Source organism: Desulfomicrobium orale DSM 12838, assembly GCF_001553625.1.
Taxonomy (GTDB): Bacteria; Desulfobacterota; Desulfovibrionia; order Desulfovibrionales; family Desulfomicrobiaceae; genus Desulfomicrobium; species Desulfomicrobium orale.
In genome coordinates, this window is sequence record NZ_CP014230.1 from 1,213,993 (window position 1) to 1,230,530 (window position 16,538).

A 16,538-nucleotide genomic window follows, 5' to 3' on the forward strand; every position below is an offset into this window, starting at 1 on the left:
CGAGGCCCGGAGGAATCTCCGGGCCTTTTTGTTCTGTTGTCGTGGATTGCTCTTTCAGGGCGACTTCTGTGGATGAGCCATGGGCTGTGTCAGATAAAACGTTGCAGCATGGCGCTCAGCGTGTCCTTGGTGAAGGGCTTGTACATGATATCGTTTATTCCCGCTTCCAGCGCGGCCCTGTTGTCATTGGCCTCGTTCTGGGTGGTGATCATGACTACGGGCAGCTGTTCTTTGGAAAACTTTTTCCGGATGGCCCGGCACAGATCGATGCCGTTGATGTCGGGCATGTTCAGGTCCGTGAGCAGAATTTCCGGCCGCTCTGTCTCCAGCCATTCCAGGGCGCTGGCCGGGAACTCGAACAGCACGGGCTCAAAGCCCAGTTCGTACAACGTGGTCTTGTAGATGTTCAGAATCATGCGCGAGTCGTCCACCGCACAGATACGCTTGCGTGCGCGGGCGTCATCCGCCGGTTTGAGCAGCTCCCGGGCCAGTTCGGCGTGGCCGTTCTCCCGGAGTACGCCATGGAAGAAGCTGCGGACGTCTTGATGGGTCTGCCCCAGGTAGGTCAGTGCCACGGGCCGCATCCGTTCTTCGGCGATCAGGGTCAGAAAGATGTGACTGGCCTGGGCGTCGATGGCCGTTTTGAGGATGCGGCGCGCGTCTTCGTCCTGGCCGCTGGTCAGATTTTTGATGCCCGCCGCCATGATGGGGGTGAAATTGCTGTCAATGGCCTTGGCCGCCGCGATGCAGACGTGCTCCACAGGGTCGGCCAGTCCCTGAGTCAGGATGTAGGCGCCTTTTTCCAGCGGCAGAAGGCCCAGCGCTTCGTAGGCGGCGAAGCGCACATTGGCGTTTCCGGGCTGGTTGTGCAGCAGCTTGCGGATGGGAGCGATGGCCGCAGGGTCGCCGATGTCGCCCAGCACGTTCAGAGTGTGAATTTGCAGATCCGGATCGTCGAAGAGCAGATTTCCGGTCAGCAGGGGTACGGCCTTGGGGCCGATGGCTGTCAGGGCCTTCTTGGCGTAGGTGCGTAAGTGGGCGAAATGCGAGCGGATGGCCTCGTTCAGTTTGCCCAGAGCAGTGGAGTCCTGCACCCGGGCGAAGATGTCCAGAATGAGCAGATCCAGCTGATTGTCCGTGCCCATTCTTTCGGCCAGACGGAGCATGGCCGTGGGTGTGCCCACTTTGCCCAGGGCCTTGATGGCGGAAATGATCAGGGCCCGGTTCCCGGAGTAGAGAAAGTCGCTCAGACTGTTGGTGGCCTGTGGATCGCCGATATCGCCCAGCACGTCGATGCACTGTCTGATATCGTCCACGTCTGTGGCGGACATCAGGACTTCGATGAGATCCGGGGCAACACCTTCCAGGCGAAGCTCTCCGGCCAGGCCGATGATGGTCTGGCGGCCTGGAGTTTGGGGGGCGCGCAGAGCCCGGGGAACCAGTTCGGGCATGGCCAGGATTTTTATGGCCAGGACTTCGCGCACCAGTGGAAGGCCGGCGGCCAGATCTGCCCGCTTCTCGGCGAAGGCGGCGAGAATGGATATGGCAAAATCCGGAGGAGCGGACGCAAAGGCTTCGATGACCTGTTCCCGGACGGCCTGGTCCACGTTTTCCAGATAATCCAGAACCAGTTGGGCCTTGATGGCGTCCCGTTTGACGATATTGCCCCGGATTTCGGTGAGAATGTGCGCGCTGTCGGTCATGACGGACTCACAGAAGAGGAATGAGGTTGCACAGTAAATCGCCCAGAGCCGCGCCGGAACGGCCGGCCTGCTCCAGGATTTCCTCGTACGAGGTGGGGGCCATGCAGTCCGGAAGATTTTTGTTGGTCAGGCAGGAGATGCCCAGCACGTCCATGTTCATGTGCCGGGCCACGATGGCTTCGGACACCGTGGACATGCCGATGGCGTCCGCCCCCAGTGCCCGGTACATACGGGTTTCGGCCGGAGTTTCAAGACTTGGCCCGGCTATGCCCATATACACGCCCTGTTCCAGGCGCTGGCCGCGGACGAGGGCCGCCCGCATGGCCTTTTCCCGCAGTTCCGGGCTGTAGGTCTGGGACATGTCCGGAAACCGGGGCCCCCAGACATCCACATTGGGGCCGGCGAGGGGATTTTTGCCGGTCATGTTGATATGGTCGGTGATGAGCATGAGCCCTCCGGCGGCAAAAAGCGGGTTCAGAGCTCCGGCGGCGTTGGTCAGGATCAGCTGTCTGGCCCCGAGCAGCCTCAGGACCCTCACGGGCAGGGTGATTTCCTGGGCGCTGTAGCCCTCGTAAAGGTGGAAGCGCCCGCACAGGATGGCCAGATGCCGCTTCCCCATTTCGGCCAGAATGAGCATTCCGGCGTGCCCTTTCACGGTCGATTGGGGAAAGCCCGGGATTTCCTCATAGGGAATGCGTTGCCGGATCCATGCCGGGTCGATCCAGCCGTCCAGTCCGCTGCCCAGCACAAGGGCCGTGGGGGGGCGGTGTCAAGACGGCGGCGTAGCCATTCGGTCGCGAGTCCGGTCCGGCACTGGATGTCGGACATGTATCCTCCGGGGCTGGGCCTTCAAGCCGTGCACGAATGAAATGCGGGTGGCGGGCTTTGCCGGCTTTAAGACAAGTATTTCAATTGTTGTGGATGGGAAAAACTCCGGGACGTTCGCTTTTCGTCCGGCGTCCGGGCACCGCCATCTGTGCAGTGTATTTCGGATTATTGCAAACTCCGGACGGGCGTGAATTCCGCAGGGCCGCACCCCGCCCCGGAGGCTTGCTCCTTTCCGGCGAAGAAGATAAGCGCCGCCTTGAGAGTGAAAGGAGGGGCCCCCTGGCCGTTTTTGCGTCATGCGCCGCCGGGTCCGCTGTCTCTCCTGCCTGTTTTCGCGCACCTCTGGGCGGTACTGCCCACGGTCTTGAGCAGGGCCGGTATCCTCCGGGGGGGGAAACGGCTCTTGGCGAATCCATCTTCAGAAAAGGCTTGAGCATGAAAAGCAGCGAATCCAAAAAACATAAGATATTGATCGCCAACCGGGGTGAGATCGCCATCCGCATCATGCAGGCCTGCCGCAAGCTGGGCCTGGATTTTGTGGCGCTCTTCACCGAACCGGACCGGCACAGCGAGCATTGTGTTCTGGCCAGAAACCTGGGAGGCGAAGATTCGCTGTACCGGGTCAGCGCCTATCTGGATGCCAATGAAATCTTCGCCGTGGCCGATCATTCCGGCGCAACGGCCATCCATCCCGGATACGGCTTTTTCGCCGAAGACTACCGTTTCGCCCGCCGGGTGGCCCAGCGCGAACACAAGCTCATTTTTATCGGACCGTCCTGGCAGGTCATCCGGGAACTCGGCGACAAGATCAACACCAAACGTCTGGCCCGCAAACTCGGCGTGCCCACCGTGCCCGGCTCCGACAGGCCCGTGACCGACGACCTGGAAGCCGAGGATATCGCCCGCTCCCTTTTTGCCTTTCAGAAGGAGCAGGGCGTGAACAACCCGGTCATTCTGGTCAAGGCTTCGGCTGGCGGGGGCGGCATGGGCATCGAGGAAGTGGACGACCCGGACAAGTTCCGAAGTGTTCTGCGCCGCATCAAAAACTACGCCAAACGCCAGTTCCGGGACGAAGGCGTGCTCATCGAACAGCGCATTTTCGACTTCAACCATCTGGAAGTGCAGGTTCTGGCCGATCGCACGGGGCAGAACCCGGTACATTTCGGCACCCGCAACTGCTCGGTGCAGTCTCTGGGGCGGCAGAAACGCATCGAAGTGGCGCCGGGGTTCGATCCGTCCTCCCTGCGTTACGCCTTTGACGCCAAAAAGGTTCTCGAGGACATCACCGAATATTCCCTGCGTATGGCCCGGGAGGCCGGATACGACAATGTGGGCACCTGGGAATGGATTGTCAGTCCCACGGGACAGCCCTTTCTGATGGAGGTCAACACCCGCATCCAGGTGGAAAACGGGGTGTCGGCCCGTATCGCGTCCATCAAGGGCCGCGGGGACGTGGACCTCATCGCCGAGCAGATCCGGGTGGGGCTGGGCGCTCCTCTGGGGTACGCGCAGCAGGATATCCGGCTGGGCGGCGTGGGCATCGAGTACCGCATCATCGCCGAAGATCCGGACAACAGATTCGCCCCCTGGGTCGGCCGGATCACGTCTTTCGACTGGCCCGAGCAGCCCTGGCTGACCGTGCACACGCAGGTGCCGCGCGACCGGGAATACGAGATTCCCACGGATTTCGATCCCAATCTGGCCCTGGCCATCATCTGGGGCAAGGACCTGGATGAGGCCAGAGCGCGCGGGCAGGAATTTCTGGACACTCTTACTCTGGCCGGGGAAAACGCCGGCGGCGAACCGCTCAAGTCCAACATCGCGTTTCTGAAGCGCAAAACCGAGAAGATTCTGGTTTTCTGAACAACTTGCCGTTTCGGGGCGACATTTCCTGACGGCCGTTCAGACATTCAGCCGAAGCCGGTTTCCCGGCGAAAATCAACACCCGCGAGGCATACGGCGCCCTATGGATATGGAAAAACGCACGCAGGAACTTCGGGACCGCCTGAAATACATTCAGGATATTTTTGCCCCGGACGAGAACAGCAACGTGAGCATGCTCGAAACCAGATTCGGGGAGTTCGTCTCCCGCGTGCCGGAACTGAACAAGCAGGAAGCCGTCCGGCAGCTGGAGACCCTGGAAGAACTGTTCCGGTTTCTGGAAAAGAAGCTGGAGCGGGACCTGACGCCCATGAACAAGGTGCGCATTGTCCGCCATCCGCAGCGCATCTGCCTGAAGGACATTCTGGAAAACGTCTACGACAACTACACCGAGATCGGCGGCCAGGACGACTACAGCATCGATCCCGCCATGCTTATCGCCCGGGCCTACATCACCCGCAAGCGTGGCAAGAAGCTGCATCATCAGGCGGTCATGGTCATCGGCCAGGAAAAGGGGCACGGGCAGGAATTCAGGAACGGCGGCTCGGTCAAGCCCTGGGGCAACGCCAAGGCCCTGCACTACATGAAGGTCGCGGAGACGGAGAACATCCCCATCCACACCTATATTTTCACTCCCGGCTCCTACCCTATCGAGGATTATCCCGGGGCGGCCCAGCAGATCGCCAAGAATCTCTATGAAATGGCGGGCATCAAGGTGCCCATCGTAGCCGTCATTTCCGAGGGCGGTTCCGGCGGCGCCGAGGCCATCGGGCTGGCCGACACGCGCATGATGCTCTCCCACGGATACTATTCGGTCATTTCCCCCGAGGGCGCGGCGGCCATCGAGGGCCGTCTGCGCGACGGGCAGCGCGCCGAGCCGGAGCTGATCGAGCGCTGTGCCAGACAGCTCAAGATCACGGCTGACGACAACCGGGCCATGGGCTATGTGGACTGGCGAATCAGCGAGCCCGAACTGGGGGCCCGGCCCGAACACTACGATTTTTTCCGTAAACTGCGTAAAGCCGTGATCCGGTCCACGGACGAAATCGTGCTGAACGTCAGCGGCCTGCGGCTTTTTCGCTCCATCGCCCTGAAACGCCACAAGGGGGCGGACGTGTATGTGCGCTGGAGCCTTAATTCCAGGGCAAAGGAACGTCTTTTGTGGATGCGCTACACGAAGTACCGGCGCATGGCCCAGTTCGCCTACACGGATAAGCGGCACTGGTTCAGCCGGGGCAGCGAGTCTCTGGGAGAGATGTGGACGGCCCTGTATTCGTATTTTCGTTACGATCTGTTCGGCAAGCAGCGCAAGAAAGTCACGGAGCTGGCCGAAGACGTGCAGGCGGAAATGCAGGTGGTTGTGGGGCGTTCTTCCCGCTTCTGGAAAAGCCTTGTGGGCAGATTGTCGCTTGGCTCGAACAAGAGGCACGTGGACAAGGAGGGGCTGACTTCTCTTTCGGCCTGGAACGACTCCGCCCAGAGTAACGGGCAGTGGCGCTATGTCAGCCCCCAGGCCAAAAAGGACCGCGCCGTGGCCTGCCCCAACGCGGCGGTACACGGCTGCCTGGACCAGTGGGCCCCGGATCTTTTCGGGGAATGGGCCGGGGTATGCAGTTTCTGTGGTCATCATTTTCCCATGGAGCATCAGTGGTATCTGCACAATATATTCGATCCCGGCTCCATTTACGAGATCTTCTCCGAAATCGAATCCATCAATCCGCTGAGTTTCGACGGTTTCGATCTGAAACTGGACGAGGCCAAGCGCAAGACCGGTCACAAATGCGGATGCATGACCTTCGAGGCCCGCATCGAAGGCACTTCCGTCATGGTGGCCATGTTCATGGCGGCCTTTCGCGGCGGCAGCGTGGGCGCGGCCGAGGGGGAGAAATTCATCCGGGCCATGGAACGGGCGCGCAAGAAGCAGCTGCCTTTCCTTTCGTATGTGCACGGCACGGCGGGCATCCGCATTCAGGAAGGCGTCAACGGGGTCATCCAGATGCCGCGCTGCACCATGGCCGTACGCCGCTACATCGAGGCGGGCGGTCTTTATCTGGTGCTGTACGATACCAACTCCTACGCAGGCCCGGTGGCCAGCTTCCTGGGTTGCTCGCCGTATCAGTTCGCGGTGCGGTCGGCCAATATCGGGTTCGCCGGACCGGGAGTCATCAAGGAAACTACGGGCATGGACATTCCTCCCCACTACCACAACGCTTTCCAGGCCCTGTCGCGCGGACATGTTCAGGGCATCTGGGACCGCAGGGAAATCCGGAACAATCTGGTGCAGTCGCTGCAAACCATGGGCGGCCGCAATCTGTATTACCGCTAGGAGGCCATCTGTGATCGACGTGAAAGAGCTGCTGCGGGAATTGCGGGAGGAACCCTACGAGAAGGTGGTCATCCGCGCCCCGCACTGCGGCAGGGTGGAGTTCGTGGCCAGCGAGCCCGGCGCCAGAGTGACCGGCCCCGGCGGCACCTGGAAGGAAAAGCCGGGTACGCTTCTGGCCCGGCTGGAGCGGGAAAAGAGTATCCGGCCGCTGCACGCGCCGCAGAAAGGAGAGCTCATGTCCTTGGCGGAAGTGCAGAACGGGCAGTTCGTGCAGGCCGGACAGGAACTCATGACCATCCGCCATTTTCTGACCAGGGACGAGGTGGTGGCCCGCATCCTGCGGCGTTCCCTTTCCCTCTTCCTTGCCCCGGAAAAGGGAAAATATTATTTTTATCCGGACGTGGACATCAAGATAAAGACCAAGGGCAGCCAGACCGTGCAGGTGGAGGACGGAATGGATCTGTTCATCCTGTCCCGGATGAAGCGGGAAACGGCGGTCCGGTACACGGGCCCGGCGGGCATCATCTATGCGGTTTATTTTGAAACCAACGATTCCGTTGACCGGGACAGTCCGCTCATCGGCGTATGTCCCGAAGACCATCTGAGTGAAATTCAGGAAGTCGTCGCCCGCGTGCAGAGCGACTGGGAGGAGCGCGATGGGTAAAGTCCTGCAGGTCAGGCTGTATGCCTACACCTATGCGGAAGATGATGTGCGCCGGGAATGGCCGTTGCTCTGGAAATGGGCCTTCGAGGAAACCCGGCCGGGCTTTCCCCTCGAGAGGGAGGGCGTGATGGAACTCGTCCGGGCCCTGGATGACATGCTCCAATTTGAAAAAGGATCGGACACACTGCGTCAGGCGCTGTCGAGGTATCTTCCGTCAGTGACGGAGCAGGCGCGCAAGCTGGAAGAAGCTTTGGCCGACTGGGATCCCAAGGCCGCCAATGCAGCCACCGACCGCATCGAGGAAGGCCTGACCGAACTGGAACGAAACACGCCCCGGCCATGAGCGGGGGAAAGGAGACGATATGGCGGGAAGTCTGAACAAGGTGCTGTTGATCGGCCGGCTGGGCCGCGATCCGGAGATGCGCTACACCGCTTCCGGGCAGCCCGTGGCCAATTTTTCCATAGCCACGGATGAGACATACACCAGCAAGGACGGCCAGAAGGTGGAAAAAACCGAATGGCACCGGATTGTGGTCTGGGGCAAGCAGGCGGAGTTCTGTGGAAATTATCTGTCCAAAGGGCGTCTGGTATATATCGAAGGCAAGCTGGAGACCCGCAAGTGGCAGGACAAGGAAGGCATGGAGCGTACCACCACTGAAATCCGGGCGGACCGGGTGCTGGGGCTGGATTCCCGCCAGTCCGAAGGCGGCTTCGCTCCCGCGCCTCAGTACCAGAGAAACCAGTCCGGCCAGAACGCCGACATGGGCTATGAGGATATGGGCTCGCCGTTTCCATCCGAAGCCAGCGGCATGGACGACGCGCCGTTCTGATTTGCGGATGATCTGCGGAGCCTGCGGGCTTCGGCGCGATTTCTCAGCGTGGATTTCCTAAAGAAATCCACGTTTTTTATTTTCAAGGCGCCTGCCGGAAAGGATTTCTTGAAGGCCGCCCTCTGTCACCGGGGTCTCGCGGCATCGCGCAGAGCCGTCCCTCTCTGGGGATCTGCCAGTTCGCGGACCACGAAGTGAATCTGGCTGCCGCGGCCCAGATCGTCGGTTACGGATGCGCTGTGGCGGCCTGGCTCCAGGGTGACGAAGCAGGGTGTTTCCGGCGAGGCGTGCCCCACGTAGCGGCCGTCCACATACCAGTAATGCACGGCCGCTCCGGTGCCGGGAGCCGCGACCAGGGCCAGCCGCTGGAATTCGGGCGGGGCGTCGGGCCGGATCAGGTACGGAGTGCGGGCCGACGGGGACTGGATGAGCGGGCCTTTTTCCTCCGGCACGTCCGGGCAATCGGGATGGACTTTGGGCAGGCCGGGCAGAGGCGCGCCTTGGGCCATGCGGTAGGCGACCAGTTCGGCGGGCCAGATGAGCGCCGTTTCCTCCCGTGCGGTCCGGCTCAGCAGACAGTCGCCGTGCAGGCGCAGGCCGGTCTCCGGGTCCACGAAGATGCGTTTGTGCAGGGTGCAGACCGGGAGGCTGGTGACCCCGGCAATGGCCTGGGTCAGGGTTGTGGGGCAGGCCGGGCCGGGCCGGTGTCCGCTTAACGCGCAGACCGGAATCCGGCGCAGGGCCGGGGCGGCGAACCGGGGCAGGCTGGTCGTGCCGGGAGAAAGCATCCGGAACAGATCGAAAAGCAGAGGCCCCGCATGGAGGGTCCCGGAAATGTTCTTGCACTGGGAGCCGTCGGGGTTGCCCGCCCAGACGCCGATGGCCAGTTCCTGGCTCAGGCCCGCGGCCCAGGCATCGCGGTGGCCGAAGGAGGTGCCGGTTTTCCAGGCCACGGCGGGCGCGCCGACGGTGAATTCCCAGGAATCGGACATTTCCGGGCGTCTGGTGGCGGCCAGGATGTCGAGCACCATGGCCGAGGCTTCCGGAGAAATGATCTGCGTTCCGCCGTGGCGGTCCCCTCCTGCCAGCGGTCTGACGGGACGGTACTCGCCGCCCGCCCCCAGAGTGGCGTAAAGATTGACCAGTTCCAGCAGACGCACTTCGCATCCGCCCAGAGCCAGAGACAGACCGTAATGGGCGGCAGGCCGGTCCAGAGTGGTCAGGCCGCCCCGCCGCAACAGGTCGTGAAAGGGAGCCAGTCCGCACCGGGCCAGAAGGCGTGCGGCCGGCACGTTCAGGGAGGTGGCCAGGGCCATGCGCGCGCTGATCAGACCCTGAAAGTCCTGACCGTAGTTTTCCGGCATGTAACCGCCGAAATCCGTGGGCACGTCCAGCAGCATGGAGCCGGGGGTAAGGTGTCCCTGATCGAAGGCCAGGGCGTACAGAAAGGGTTTCAGGGTGGAGCCAGGAGAGCGTCTGGACAAGGCGTTGTCCACCTGCCCCTGGCGGGCCGTGTCCCAGAAATCGGGCGAACCCGCATAGGCCAGAATTTCCCGGGTGCGGGTATGGAGCACCACCACTGCTACGGACCCGATGGCCGCGCGGCGCAGCTCCTCCAGGCGACTTGCAATGGCGGACTCCACAATGCCCTGCATCCGTTTGTCCAGACTGCTCCGCAGCACTGCCTGTTCCGGCAGACGGGAACGCAGCCAGCGGCAGAAATGCGGCGCGGCCTGGGGCACGGCGGCCCGCGAGGCCAGCAGCGGGCGGCTTTGGCTTTCGGCAATGCGCGCCTCGCTGAACACACCGTCTCGTGCGAAGCGCTTCAGTACCTGGTTGCGCACCTTCAAGGCCGCCTCGGGATTTTTCAGCGGATTGTAGCGCGAGGGCGAGCGCGGCAGCACTGAAAGAAGAGCTATTTCTCCGAGGGACAGGGCGTCCGGCTTTTTGCCGAAATACTGCCACGAAGCGGCCCCCACCCCCACCACGTTGCCGCCGAAGGGCGCGAGGTTCACGTACCAGGTCAGAATCTGTTCCTTGGAGTAATGGGCGCTCAGTTGCAGGGCGCGCAGGGCTTCCACCAGCTTGGTGCCGAAGGTGCGCGGGTGCGGGTCGGCCATGCGGGCCACCTGCATGGGAATGGTGGACGCGCCGCTGACCACGCGTCCGTGCCGGAGGTTGCTCCACATGGCGCGGATCACGGCCAGCGGGTTGACGCCCGGATGATGGCGGAAATGCCGGTCTTCGGAGTGGATCAGGGCCGTGACCAGATCCGGGGAGACCTCGTCCAGGGTCACGGGAAAGCGCCACATGCCGTCCGGAGCCAGAAAATAGCGCAGAGACTTGCCGTTTCTGTCCAGCACGCGGGTGGACGGCGCGGGTTCGAGCCTGTCCACGGGAAAAGGAAAAAGCCTGTCCAGGATAAAGGCGCTCACGAGCGCCAGCACCAGAAACAGGCTCAGGGCCGTGACCACGCGGCGAGCGCGGGCCACGGCTTTTTGGGTCATTGCTGTTCGTCCCGGACCACGCGCAGGGTGCCGATGGAGCCGGCGGCGCGGATATCCGGGTAATACATGGCTTCGGCCTGAATGGGCGGCATGGTGAACGCGCCCGGCGTCACCGCCCGGAGCACGCTGTAGCGGGTTGCCCATTTGTTGCCCCGCAGACTGGCGAAGACCAGAATGCGGTCATCGCGCAGATCCTGATGGCCTTCCAGCTGGGGGACGTCCTCCATCCAGTCCAGCCGTTCGGTGGTGGCCAGGCGTGGATTTTCCACTTCCAGCCCGGCGGGCAGCAGGCTCTGCACCACCACGTTGTCCAGATTGCCGGACGTGCTGCGCACGCGGGTGCGCATGACGATGAGTTCTCCCTGGCGGACGTTGTTCATGTCCAGAGGCTGTCCGTCCTCGCGCAGGAGGGTCTGCTCCACTTCCAGGCCCTGAGCCAGCGGGCGATGCGTTTCAGTCTTGGGCGCACCGGCCGTGAGGGCCGTGAAGAAGACCTGGCGGTCGGCCGGGGTTTTGGTCAGGGAGATTTCACCCGAGGTAAGGATGCCCTCGGCGGTGAAGGTTCTGGTTTCCTCGAAGGGCCGGGTCTGGCCAGGCCAGGCCAGGGTTCCGGCAAAGGGCCGGTCGTCATTCCAGGCGGAGAGGAACTTGCCCAGAGCCATGAAGGCCAGGCTCGTTTCCTGGGTGGAATACCAGCGGCCCTTGTCCAGCTCTTCGCTGATGCGCTCTATGAGTCCGGCCAGACGGGGATCGTCCGGGCTCTGGGCCTGGAGGATGAGGGCCGTCAGGGCCCGGTCGCGCAGGCCCGAACCCAGATTGGCGCCATTGGCGGGCCGTCCGTCGTCGAAGGTGGGATTGATTTGCAGCAGTTCGAAGCCCGCGTCGGGATTGCCGCTGGCGAAGTAGGCTCCGGCCAGCAGAGTCCGGGACACGCCCTTCATATTCTTGCCGAAGGTTTCACGCAGGTAGTCCTGGCTGCCCAGGTTGGGATTTTTGGACAAGGCCAGCACGTACAGGGCGTAGGCGGCCCGTTCGACTTCCCATCCGGCGGCGTCGGCCGGGGGATTGGTCAGGTTGGTCAGATAGCCCAGGCCGCGGTTGATCATGCGTTCGGGGACCGTATGCCCGGCCTGCATGGCTTCCAGCAGGAAGTGGCAGACATAGGCCGAAACCCAGGGGTCGGTCTCCGCGCCCGGCCAGTAGCCGTAACCGCCCGAAGATGTCTGCATGGTCTGCAGGCGGCGGATGGCCACGTGCACTAGGCCTGCCGGGCCGGTGGTGCTGAACCGGCCGGGAGCCAGCTGCTTGGCCAGACTGCCGAAGTACAGGAGCGGGAAGGCCTTGGAAACCGTCTGCTCGGAGCAGCCGTAGGGATAGCCCAGCAGGTTGTCCAGGTGGCCGGAGAAGCGCATGAGCGGCAGAACGGACAGGCGCACCGTGCGTCTGACGGTTTCCGGCAGCAGCGTGTCCGGCGCGGCGGCGCTGACAAGACCGGATTCGCCCTTGAGGACGCCTGTTTCCATGATGCGGGTCACGGGCAGGGGGGCGCGCTGGTCCAGTTCTTCGGAGACGGTCGCGGTTTCGCCGTTGCCCGTGGCCGTCAGGGTCACTTCCACTTTGCCTTCGGCCTTGCCGCAGGTCAGGGGCAGGTACACGGTTTTCTGCTGTCCCGTTTCCAGGGTCAGCTGCGCAGGGACATCCCCCAGCGCGGCCGGGCCGGACACGGTGGCCTTCAGCTGGAACTGCCCCGCCGAAGGCGTGTCGTTACGCACGGTCAGAGGCACCTCCACCGTATCCCCCAAGGCCAGAAACCGGGGCAGGGTGGGCGTCAGCACCAGTGGTGTGCGCACCCTGGTCATGGCCGTGCCCACACCGAAGGCCTTGCCCTGGTTGGCCACGGCCACAATGCGCAGGGCGCCCTGGAAGTCGGGCAGACGCACATTGTGGGTGATGTTCCCGGAGGCGTCGGCCGTGAGCACGCCGGACCAGAAGGTTACGGGCTTGACCCGGCGGATGCCCTCGGTGCGCATGAAGCTCGAAGCCGCTGCCAGGGCGTCGCCGCCGCCGGCCAGGGGTTTGGCCGCGGACAGGTACGGGAAGAGCATGGCGAAGCTGTCGAGGCTGTTCACCTCAAGGGCCCGTTTGGCGTAGAAAAAGCCGAACGGATCGGGATTCTTCCCGCCGGCCAGTTGCAGGATGCCTTCGTCCACCACGGACACGGTGACTCTGGAATGGGGCCTGGCCGTCAGGTTGATGGCCAGATCCGTCCGCGGGCGTACTTCGGCGGGAGCGTCCACACGCACGGCCATCTTGTTGGACAGGCTGTCCACGAACAGGGGAATGGCCCCGAAGGCCCGCCCCGGCGTGCCGGGCCGGATATCGGTACCTTTGCGGACCAGAATGGCCGTCACATAGACATTGGGCTGCCAGGCTTCGCTTACCGGAATGCTGACCTGTCCGGTATTGCCGGTTAGCTCCACAACCTGGTGATGCCTCACGCCCTGCCCTTCCACGCAGACCAGCACCTTGCCCGCAAAGGGCGCGCGGAGCTGGATGGAAGCGGTTTCTCCACCCCGGTAGCCTTCCTTGTCCGGAATGAGTTCCAGCCGGGCCGGATTCTTGACCGCCCACGGGGAGTAGCCCCAGCCGCCGCAGTAGAATTCCTGCTCGGCCAGGGCGCCGGTTTTGGGATCCGTCAGGCGCACCCGGTAGGAACCGTAGTTCTGGGGCACCACCTCGAAGCTGCCCTTGCCCAGCCCGGCGGGCAGACTCTGGGTGGAGACTTCTACCGGATTGCGCACGGATTCATATACCACCCCCGTGTCGGATTTACGCATGACCGTCTGCCAGCGGTCCTGAAACAGGGTCACGGTCAGTTCCGGATTCTGGGTCTGCACGCCGTCGGCATTGACGGTCACGAATTCGAAAACGGCCTTTTTCCGGGGCTCGAACTCCATGGATTCCGGCTGCTTGATGCCCGGATACAGAGAGTAGGCATGGACCGGCACATACGTTCTGGCCGTGACGCCGCGTCCGCCCTGCTCCTGTACGCGGCTGGTGATTTCCGCCTGCAGGGCCAGAGGCGGGGTCAGATTTTCCGGGATGGCCGCGGTGAAGTTTCCCTGCCCTTCGGCGTCCAGCCGGGAATCCGTGGCCAGCAGCGGCATGGGCTCGAAAGTCCGCCCCGGATCGCCGAATGTGTAGGCTTCAAAGCCCTTGGGCGTGAAGGAGGCGTGGATGAGCCGGATTTTGGTCGAAACGGCCAGATTCGCGGCCGGCGGGCCGAAAAGGTAATGCGAGACCACGTTGAAATCGAACTTCTGGCCCGGACCGGCCTGCCGGGGCGTTTTAGCGATCTCCACGCTGATCCGGTCCGGAATGAATTCCTCCACCTGATAGGCGTACGTGCCGATGCTTTCGCCCCCGCTCATCACGTTCAGGGAATACCGGCCCGTCAGTGACCAGTCGGGGATGTCCAGGCTCACGGTGGCCATGCCCTGGTTCGGGGTCAGTTTCAGGGTGCGCAGCGTCCGGCCTTCGGGATCGCTCTGCTCCAGGGTCAGGGGCGCCGACGGCGGCTCCTGCAACTGGGCGTTGCGGATCAGGATGGCCGCATCCAAAGTTTCTCCTGGCCGGTAGATGTCGCGCTTGCCGTAGACATAGGCCTGAAGCCCGGCTGCGTTGACGGATGTGCCGCTGACGTCGAGTCCCGTGGTGTCGATGCCGAAATGATCCAGCATGAGGAAGCTGAAATCTTCTCTGGCCCAGGCCACGATCATGGCCGGATAGCCCATTTCGTCGTTTTCGGCGGGCCGGGAGAAGCGGGCCAGCCCCATCTCGTCCGTGCGGGCCGAGGCGAGGATCTGGTTCTTGGAGCTGATCAGGGCGACTTCCAGATCGCGCATGGGGCGCAGGGAGTCGATGGAATTGGCCCAGATCATGTACCCGCCATCCCAAGCTTTGGCCATGAGGCCGATATTTGTGCGCAGCACCCAGCGCGTGGCGCCCTGATATTCCGAAGGCAGGGTCAGGTTCAGCTTGTACAGGCCCGGCCGGTTGTCCCGCACCAGTTCGGACATGGAGATGGTGCGTTTTTCCTTTTTGTTGGGCGTGGACTGCAACGAAAAGGATTCGCGGTAGATTTCGCTACCCAGATGGTACGGCACAGAGCTTTCGTCCTCGCCGCCGCTGAAGATGGCATAGCCGTGGTCTTGAAAGAGGGCGCTCAGATTGTTGGGGAAAACCCGGCTTACGGTCAGTACCAGTTCGTCTGTGTTGACGTACTCAAGGCCGATGAGTCCCTGCCCCTGGCGGGGCAGGAACATGCCCTTGGCCGAAAAATCCACGCCGGGCGGCAGGTCCGGTATGGTCACGGCAGTCCGGTAGCTTTCGTTCAGCGAGGCTCCGTCGGCGGCTGTGAGTCCTCTGGACAGGGCCACTTCATACTTTTTGCCGGGTTCCAGACGGCCGGTGATGGTGGCGGTCCGGCCGTGGGTGGACACGGCGGCCTGGATATCGGGCGTGATCTTCATGTACTCGCGGATCTTGTCCGCCTGCACGGGCGCGGAAAACTCCACGGCGATCTGGGACTGATCCGGCCCGGAGTCCGGAGTCAGGTTGACCACCTTCAGTACCGGATCCAGCACGACGGTCATACCGCGCAGAAATTCCCGGCCCAGGGACAGGTTTTTTTCCGCCACGGTCAGTTCGGGAGCAAGCCGCAGTGTCAGGGTACGGGCGTCTTTTTCCTTGAGGATGGGCGCGCTGCGGAAAACGAAATTGCTGGTGCGCCAGGAAGTCTGCAGAAATATGTCGATGACCGTCCCGTTGGCTTCGGTCAGCCGCATGGCGTCCAGAAGATTCTGCGGGTCCACCGGAGCGTTGAAACTGATTTTTCCTTCCAGCTCGACCATGGCCGGCCCGGCTTCAGAGGGCATCTCGTTCATGGAGAACTCCCGCACGGCGAATTCTCCGGTCTGGATGCGGGCCGTTCTCGCGGATTCGGGCATGTCTTCCCCGAACAGGTCCGGATTCAGAGCAATCTCGTACTCCATGTTGAGAGGCAGGGAGGTCTGGCTCAGGAATTTCAGGGTGTACGGGTTTGCCCAGACCCACTGCCCTTCCGTCTCGGGCTTGATTCCGGCCGGGTGCTCCTGTTTGAGGGCGCTCTCCGGCGCTGGCCGGTTGAACTCCACCGTGACGGTGGTTCGCATGGGACTGTCCAGGGTGACGTTCTGGATGCGCGGCCCTTCCTGAAAGGCGTTGGTGAAACGGTCCCGGAGGAGCCAGGCCTGGCCTGCGATCACCAGGCAGAGCAGGACGATGATCCAGTTTTTGACGGTGGAAGACATGCGAACCTCGGCGTGTTTGAGAGATAAGTGGCGTGGATTTGTGAATAATAATGCGGCGATAACGGATAGCCCTGATTGCTGTCCAGAGATAAAGATGAGAGATTGGAGGTAGACGTATTGACAGTGTCTTTTTTGCGTTCAGATATGGAGGATTTGTTCCCAGCGGTTTTGTCGGCAGATTTTGCACGGTAGAAGGTCAAATGGGACGGGCACTGGATTTTTTTCGAAAATTAGGGCAGAAGCCGAAGGTACGTTAGCTATGATTGAAATATTACTGTCTTGGTCTGAAAAGAAAAACGGTTGAATATTATGCGGTACAGGAGTGGTGGAAAATTTAATCTGCTTAGTTTTAAGTAGAACGACAAACACAAAATGCATTTTTGTAAAAGAGTTTTGGGCTCGTAACTATTCTACATGCAGAAGAATTTGATAGGTTTAATTTGGATTC

General features: G+C 62.2%; 9 protein-coding genes. 5 read left to right on the forward strand and 4 right to left on the reverse strand.

The features are described 5' to 3' along the window. Positions 1 to 89: 89 nt before the first annotated feature. A complete protein-coding gene (locus AXF15_RS05490; protein ID WP_066604436.1) occupies positions 90 to 1,703 on the reverse strand; it encodes a response regulator in 1,614 nt (537 codons plus the stop codon). A gap of 7 nt (positions 1,704 to 1,710) precedes the next feature. Next, positions 1,711 to 2,451: a purine-nucleoside phosphorylase gene (locus AXF15_RS05495; protein ID WP_151192296.1), complete on the reverse strand. Its 741-nt coding sequence runs from the start codon at positions 2,449 to 2,451 to the stop codon at positions 1,711 to 1,713. A 515-nt stretch (positions 2,452 to 2,966) separates the two neighbouring features. On the opposite strand from AXF15_RS05495, the gene AXF15_RS05500 reads away from it, so the two are divergent. From AXF15_RS05500 to AXF15_RS05520, 5 genes are all read left to right on the forward strand, one after another. Beyond that, the gene (locus AXF15_RS05500) at positions 2,967 to 4,394 is read left to right on the forward strand and encodes an ATP-binding protein (protein ID WP_066608698.1); all 1,428 of its coding nucleotides are present in this window, start codon (positions 2,967 to 2,969) and stop codon (positions 4,392 to 4,394) included. 103 nt (positions 4,395 to 4,497) lie between these two features. Then, a complete protein-coding gene (locus AXF15_RS05505; protein ID WP_066604437.1) occupies positions 4,498 to 6,738 on the forward strand; it encodes a carboxyl transferase domain-containing protein in 2,241 nt (746 codons plus the stop codon). Between the two features lie 10 nt (positions 6,739 to 6,748). After that, complete coding sequence (locus AXF15_RS05510) at positions 6,749 to 7,402, forward strand: biotin/lipoyl attachment domain-containing protein (RefSeq protein WP_066604439.1); 654 nt, start codon at positions 6,749 to 6,751, stop codon at positions 7,400 to 7,402. Then, positions 7,395 to 7,745, forward strand: coding sequence for a hypothetical protein (locus AXF15_RS05515; protein ID WP_066604442.1), 351 nt, complete (start codon positions 7,395 to 7,397; stop codon positions 7,743 to 7,745). Before AXF15_RS05510 ends, AXF15_RS05515 begins: the two co-directional genes overlap by 8 nt. A 19-nt stretch (positions 7,746 to 7,764) precedes the next feature. After that, positions 7,765 to 8,232, forward strand: a complete 468-nt coding sequence (locus tag AXF15_RS05520; protein WP_066604445.1) for a single-stranded DNA-binding protein — start codon at positions 7,765 to 7,767, stop codon at positions 8,230 to 8,232. Between the two features lie 125 nt (positions 8,233 to 8,357). On the opposite strand, the gene pbpC is transcribed toward AXF15_RS05520, so the two are convergent. Both pbpC and AXF15_RS05530 read right to left on the reverse strand, forming a co-directional pair. Then, positions 8,358 to 10,739 carry a penicillin-binding protein 1C gene (gene pbpC / locus AXF15_RS05525; protein ID WP_066604447.1) on the reverse strand — a complete coding sequence of 794 codons (2,382 nt, stop codon included), beginning with the start codon at positions 10,737 to 10,739 and terminating at the stop codon, positions 8,358 to 8,360. After that, a complete protein-coding gene (locus AXF15_RS05530; protein ID WP_066604449.1) occupies positions 10,736 to 16,090 on the reverse strand; it encodes an alpha-2-macroglobulin family protein in 5,355 nt (1,784 codons plus the stop codon). Before AXF15_RS05530 ends, pbpC begins: the two co-directional genes overlap by 4 nt. Between the last annotated feature and the right edge of the window lie 448 nt (positions 16,091 to 16,538).

Coding starts and splice junctions, on each gene's coding strand:
- AXF15_RS05490 (WP_066604436.1), bottom strand. CDS start 1,703: ATGACCGACAGCGCGCACATTCTCACCGAAATCCGGGGCAATATCGTC.
- AXF15_RS05500 (WP_066608698.1), top strand. CDS start 2,967: ATGAAAAGCAGCGAATCCAAAAAACATAAGATATTGATCGCCAACCGG.
- AXF15_RS05505 (WP_066604437.1), top strand. CDS start 4,498: ATGGATATGGAAAAACGCACGCAGGAACTTCGGGACCGCCTGAAATAC.
- AXF15_RS05515 (WP_066604442.1), top strand. CDS start 7,395: ATGGGTAAAGTCCTGCAGGTCAGGCTGTATGCCTACACCTATGCGGAA.
- AXF15_RS05520 (WP_066604445.1), top strand. CDS start 7,765: ATGGCGGGAAGTCTGAACAAGGTGCTGTTGATCGGCCGGCTGGGCCGC.
- pbpC (WP_066604447.1), bottom strand. CDS start 10,739: ATGACCCAAAAAGCCGTGGCCCGCGCTCGCCGCGTGGTCACGGCCCTG.
- AXF15_RS05530 (WP_066604449.1), bottom strand. CDS start 16,090: ATGTCTTCCACCGTCAAAAACTGGATCATCGTCCTGCTCTGCCTGGTG.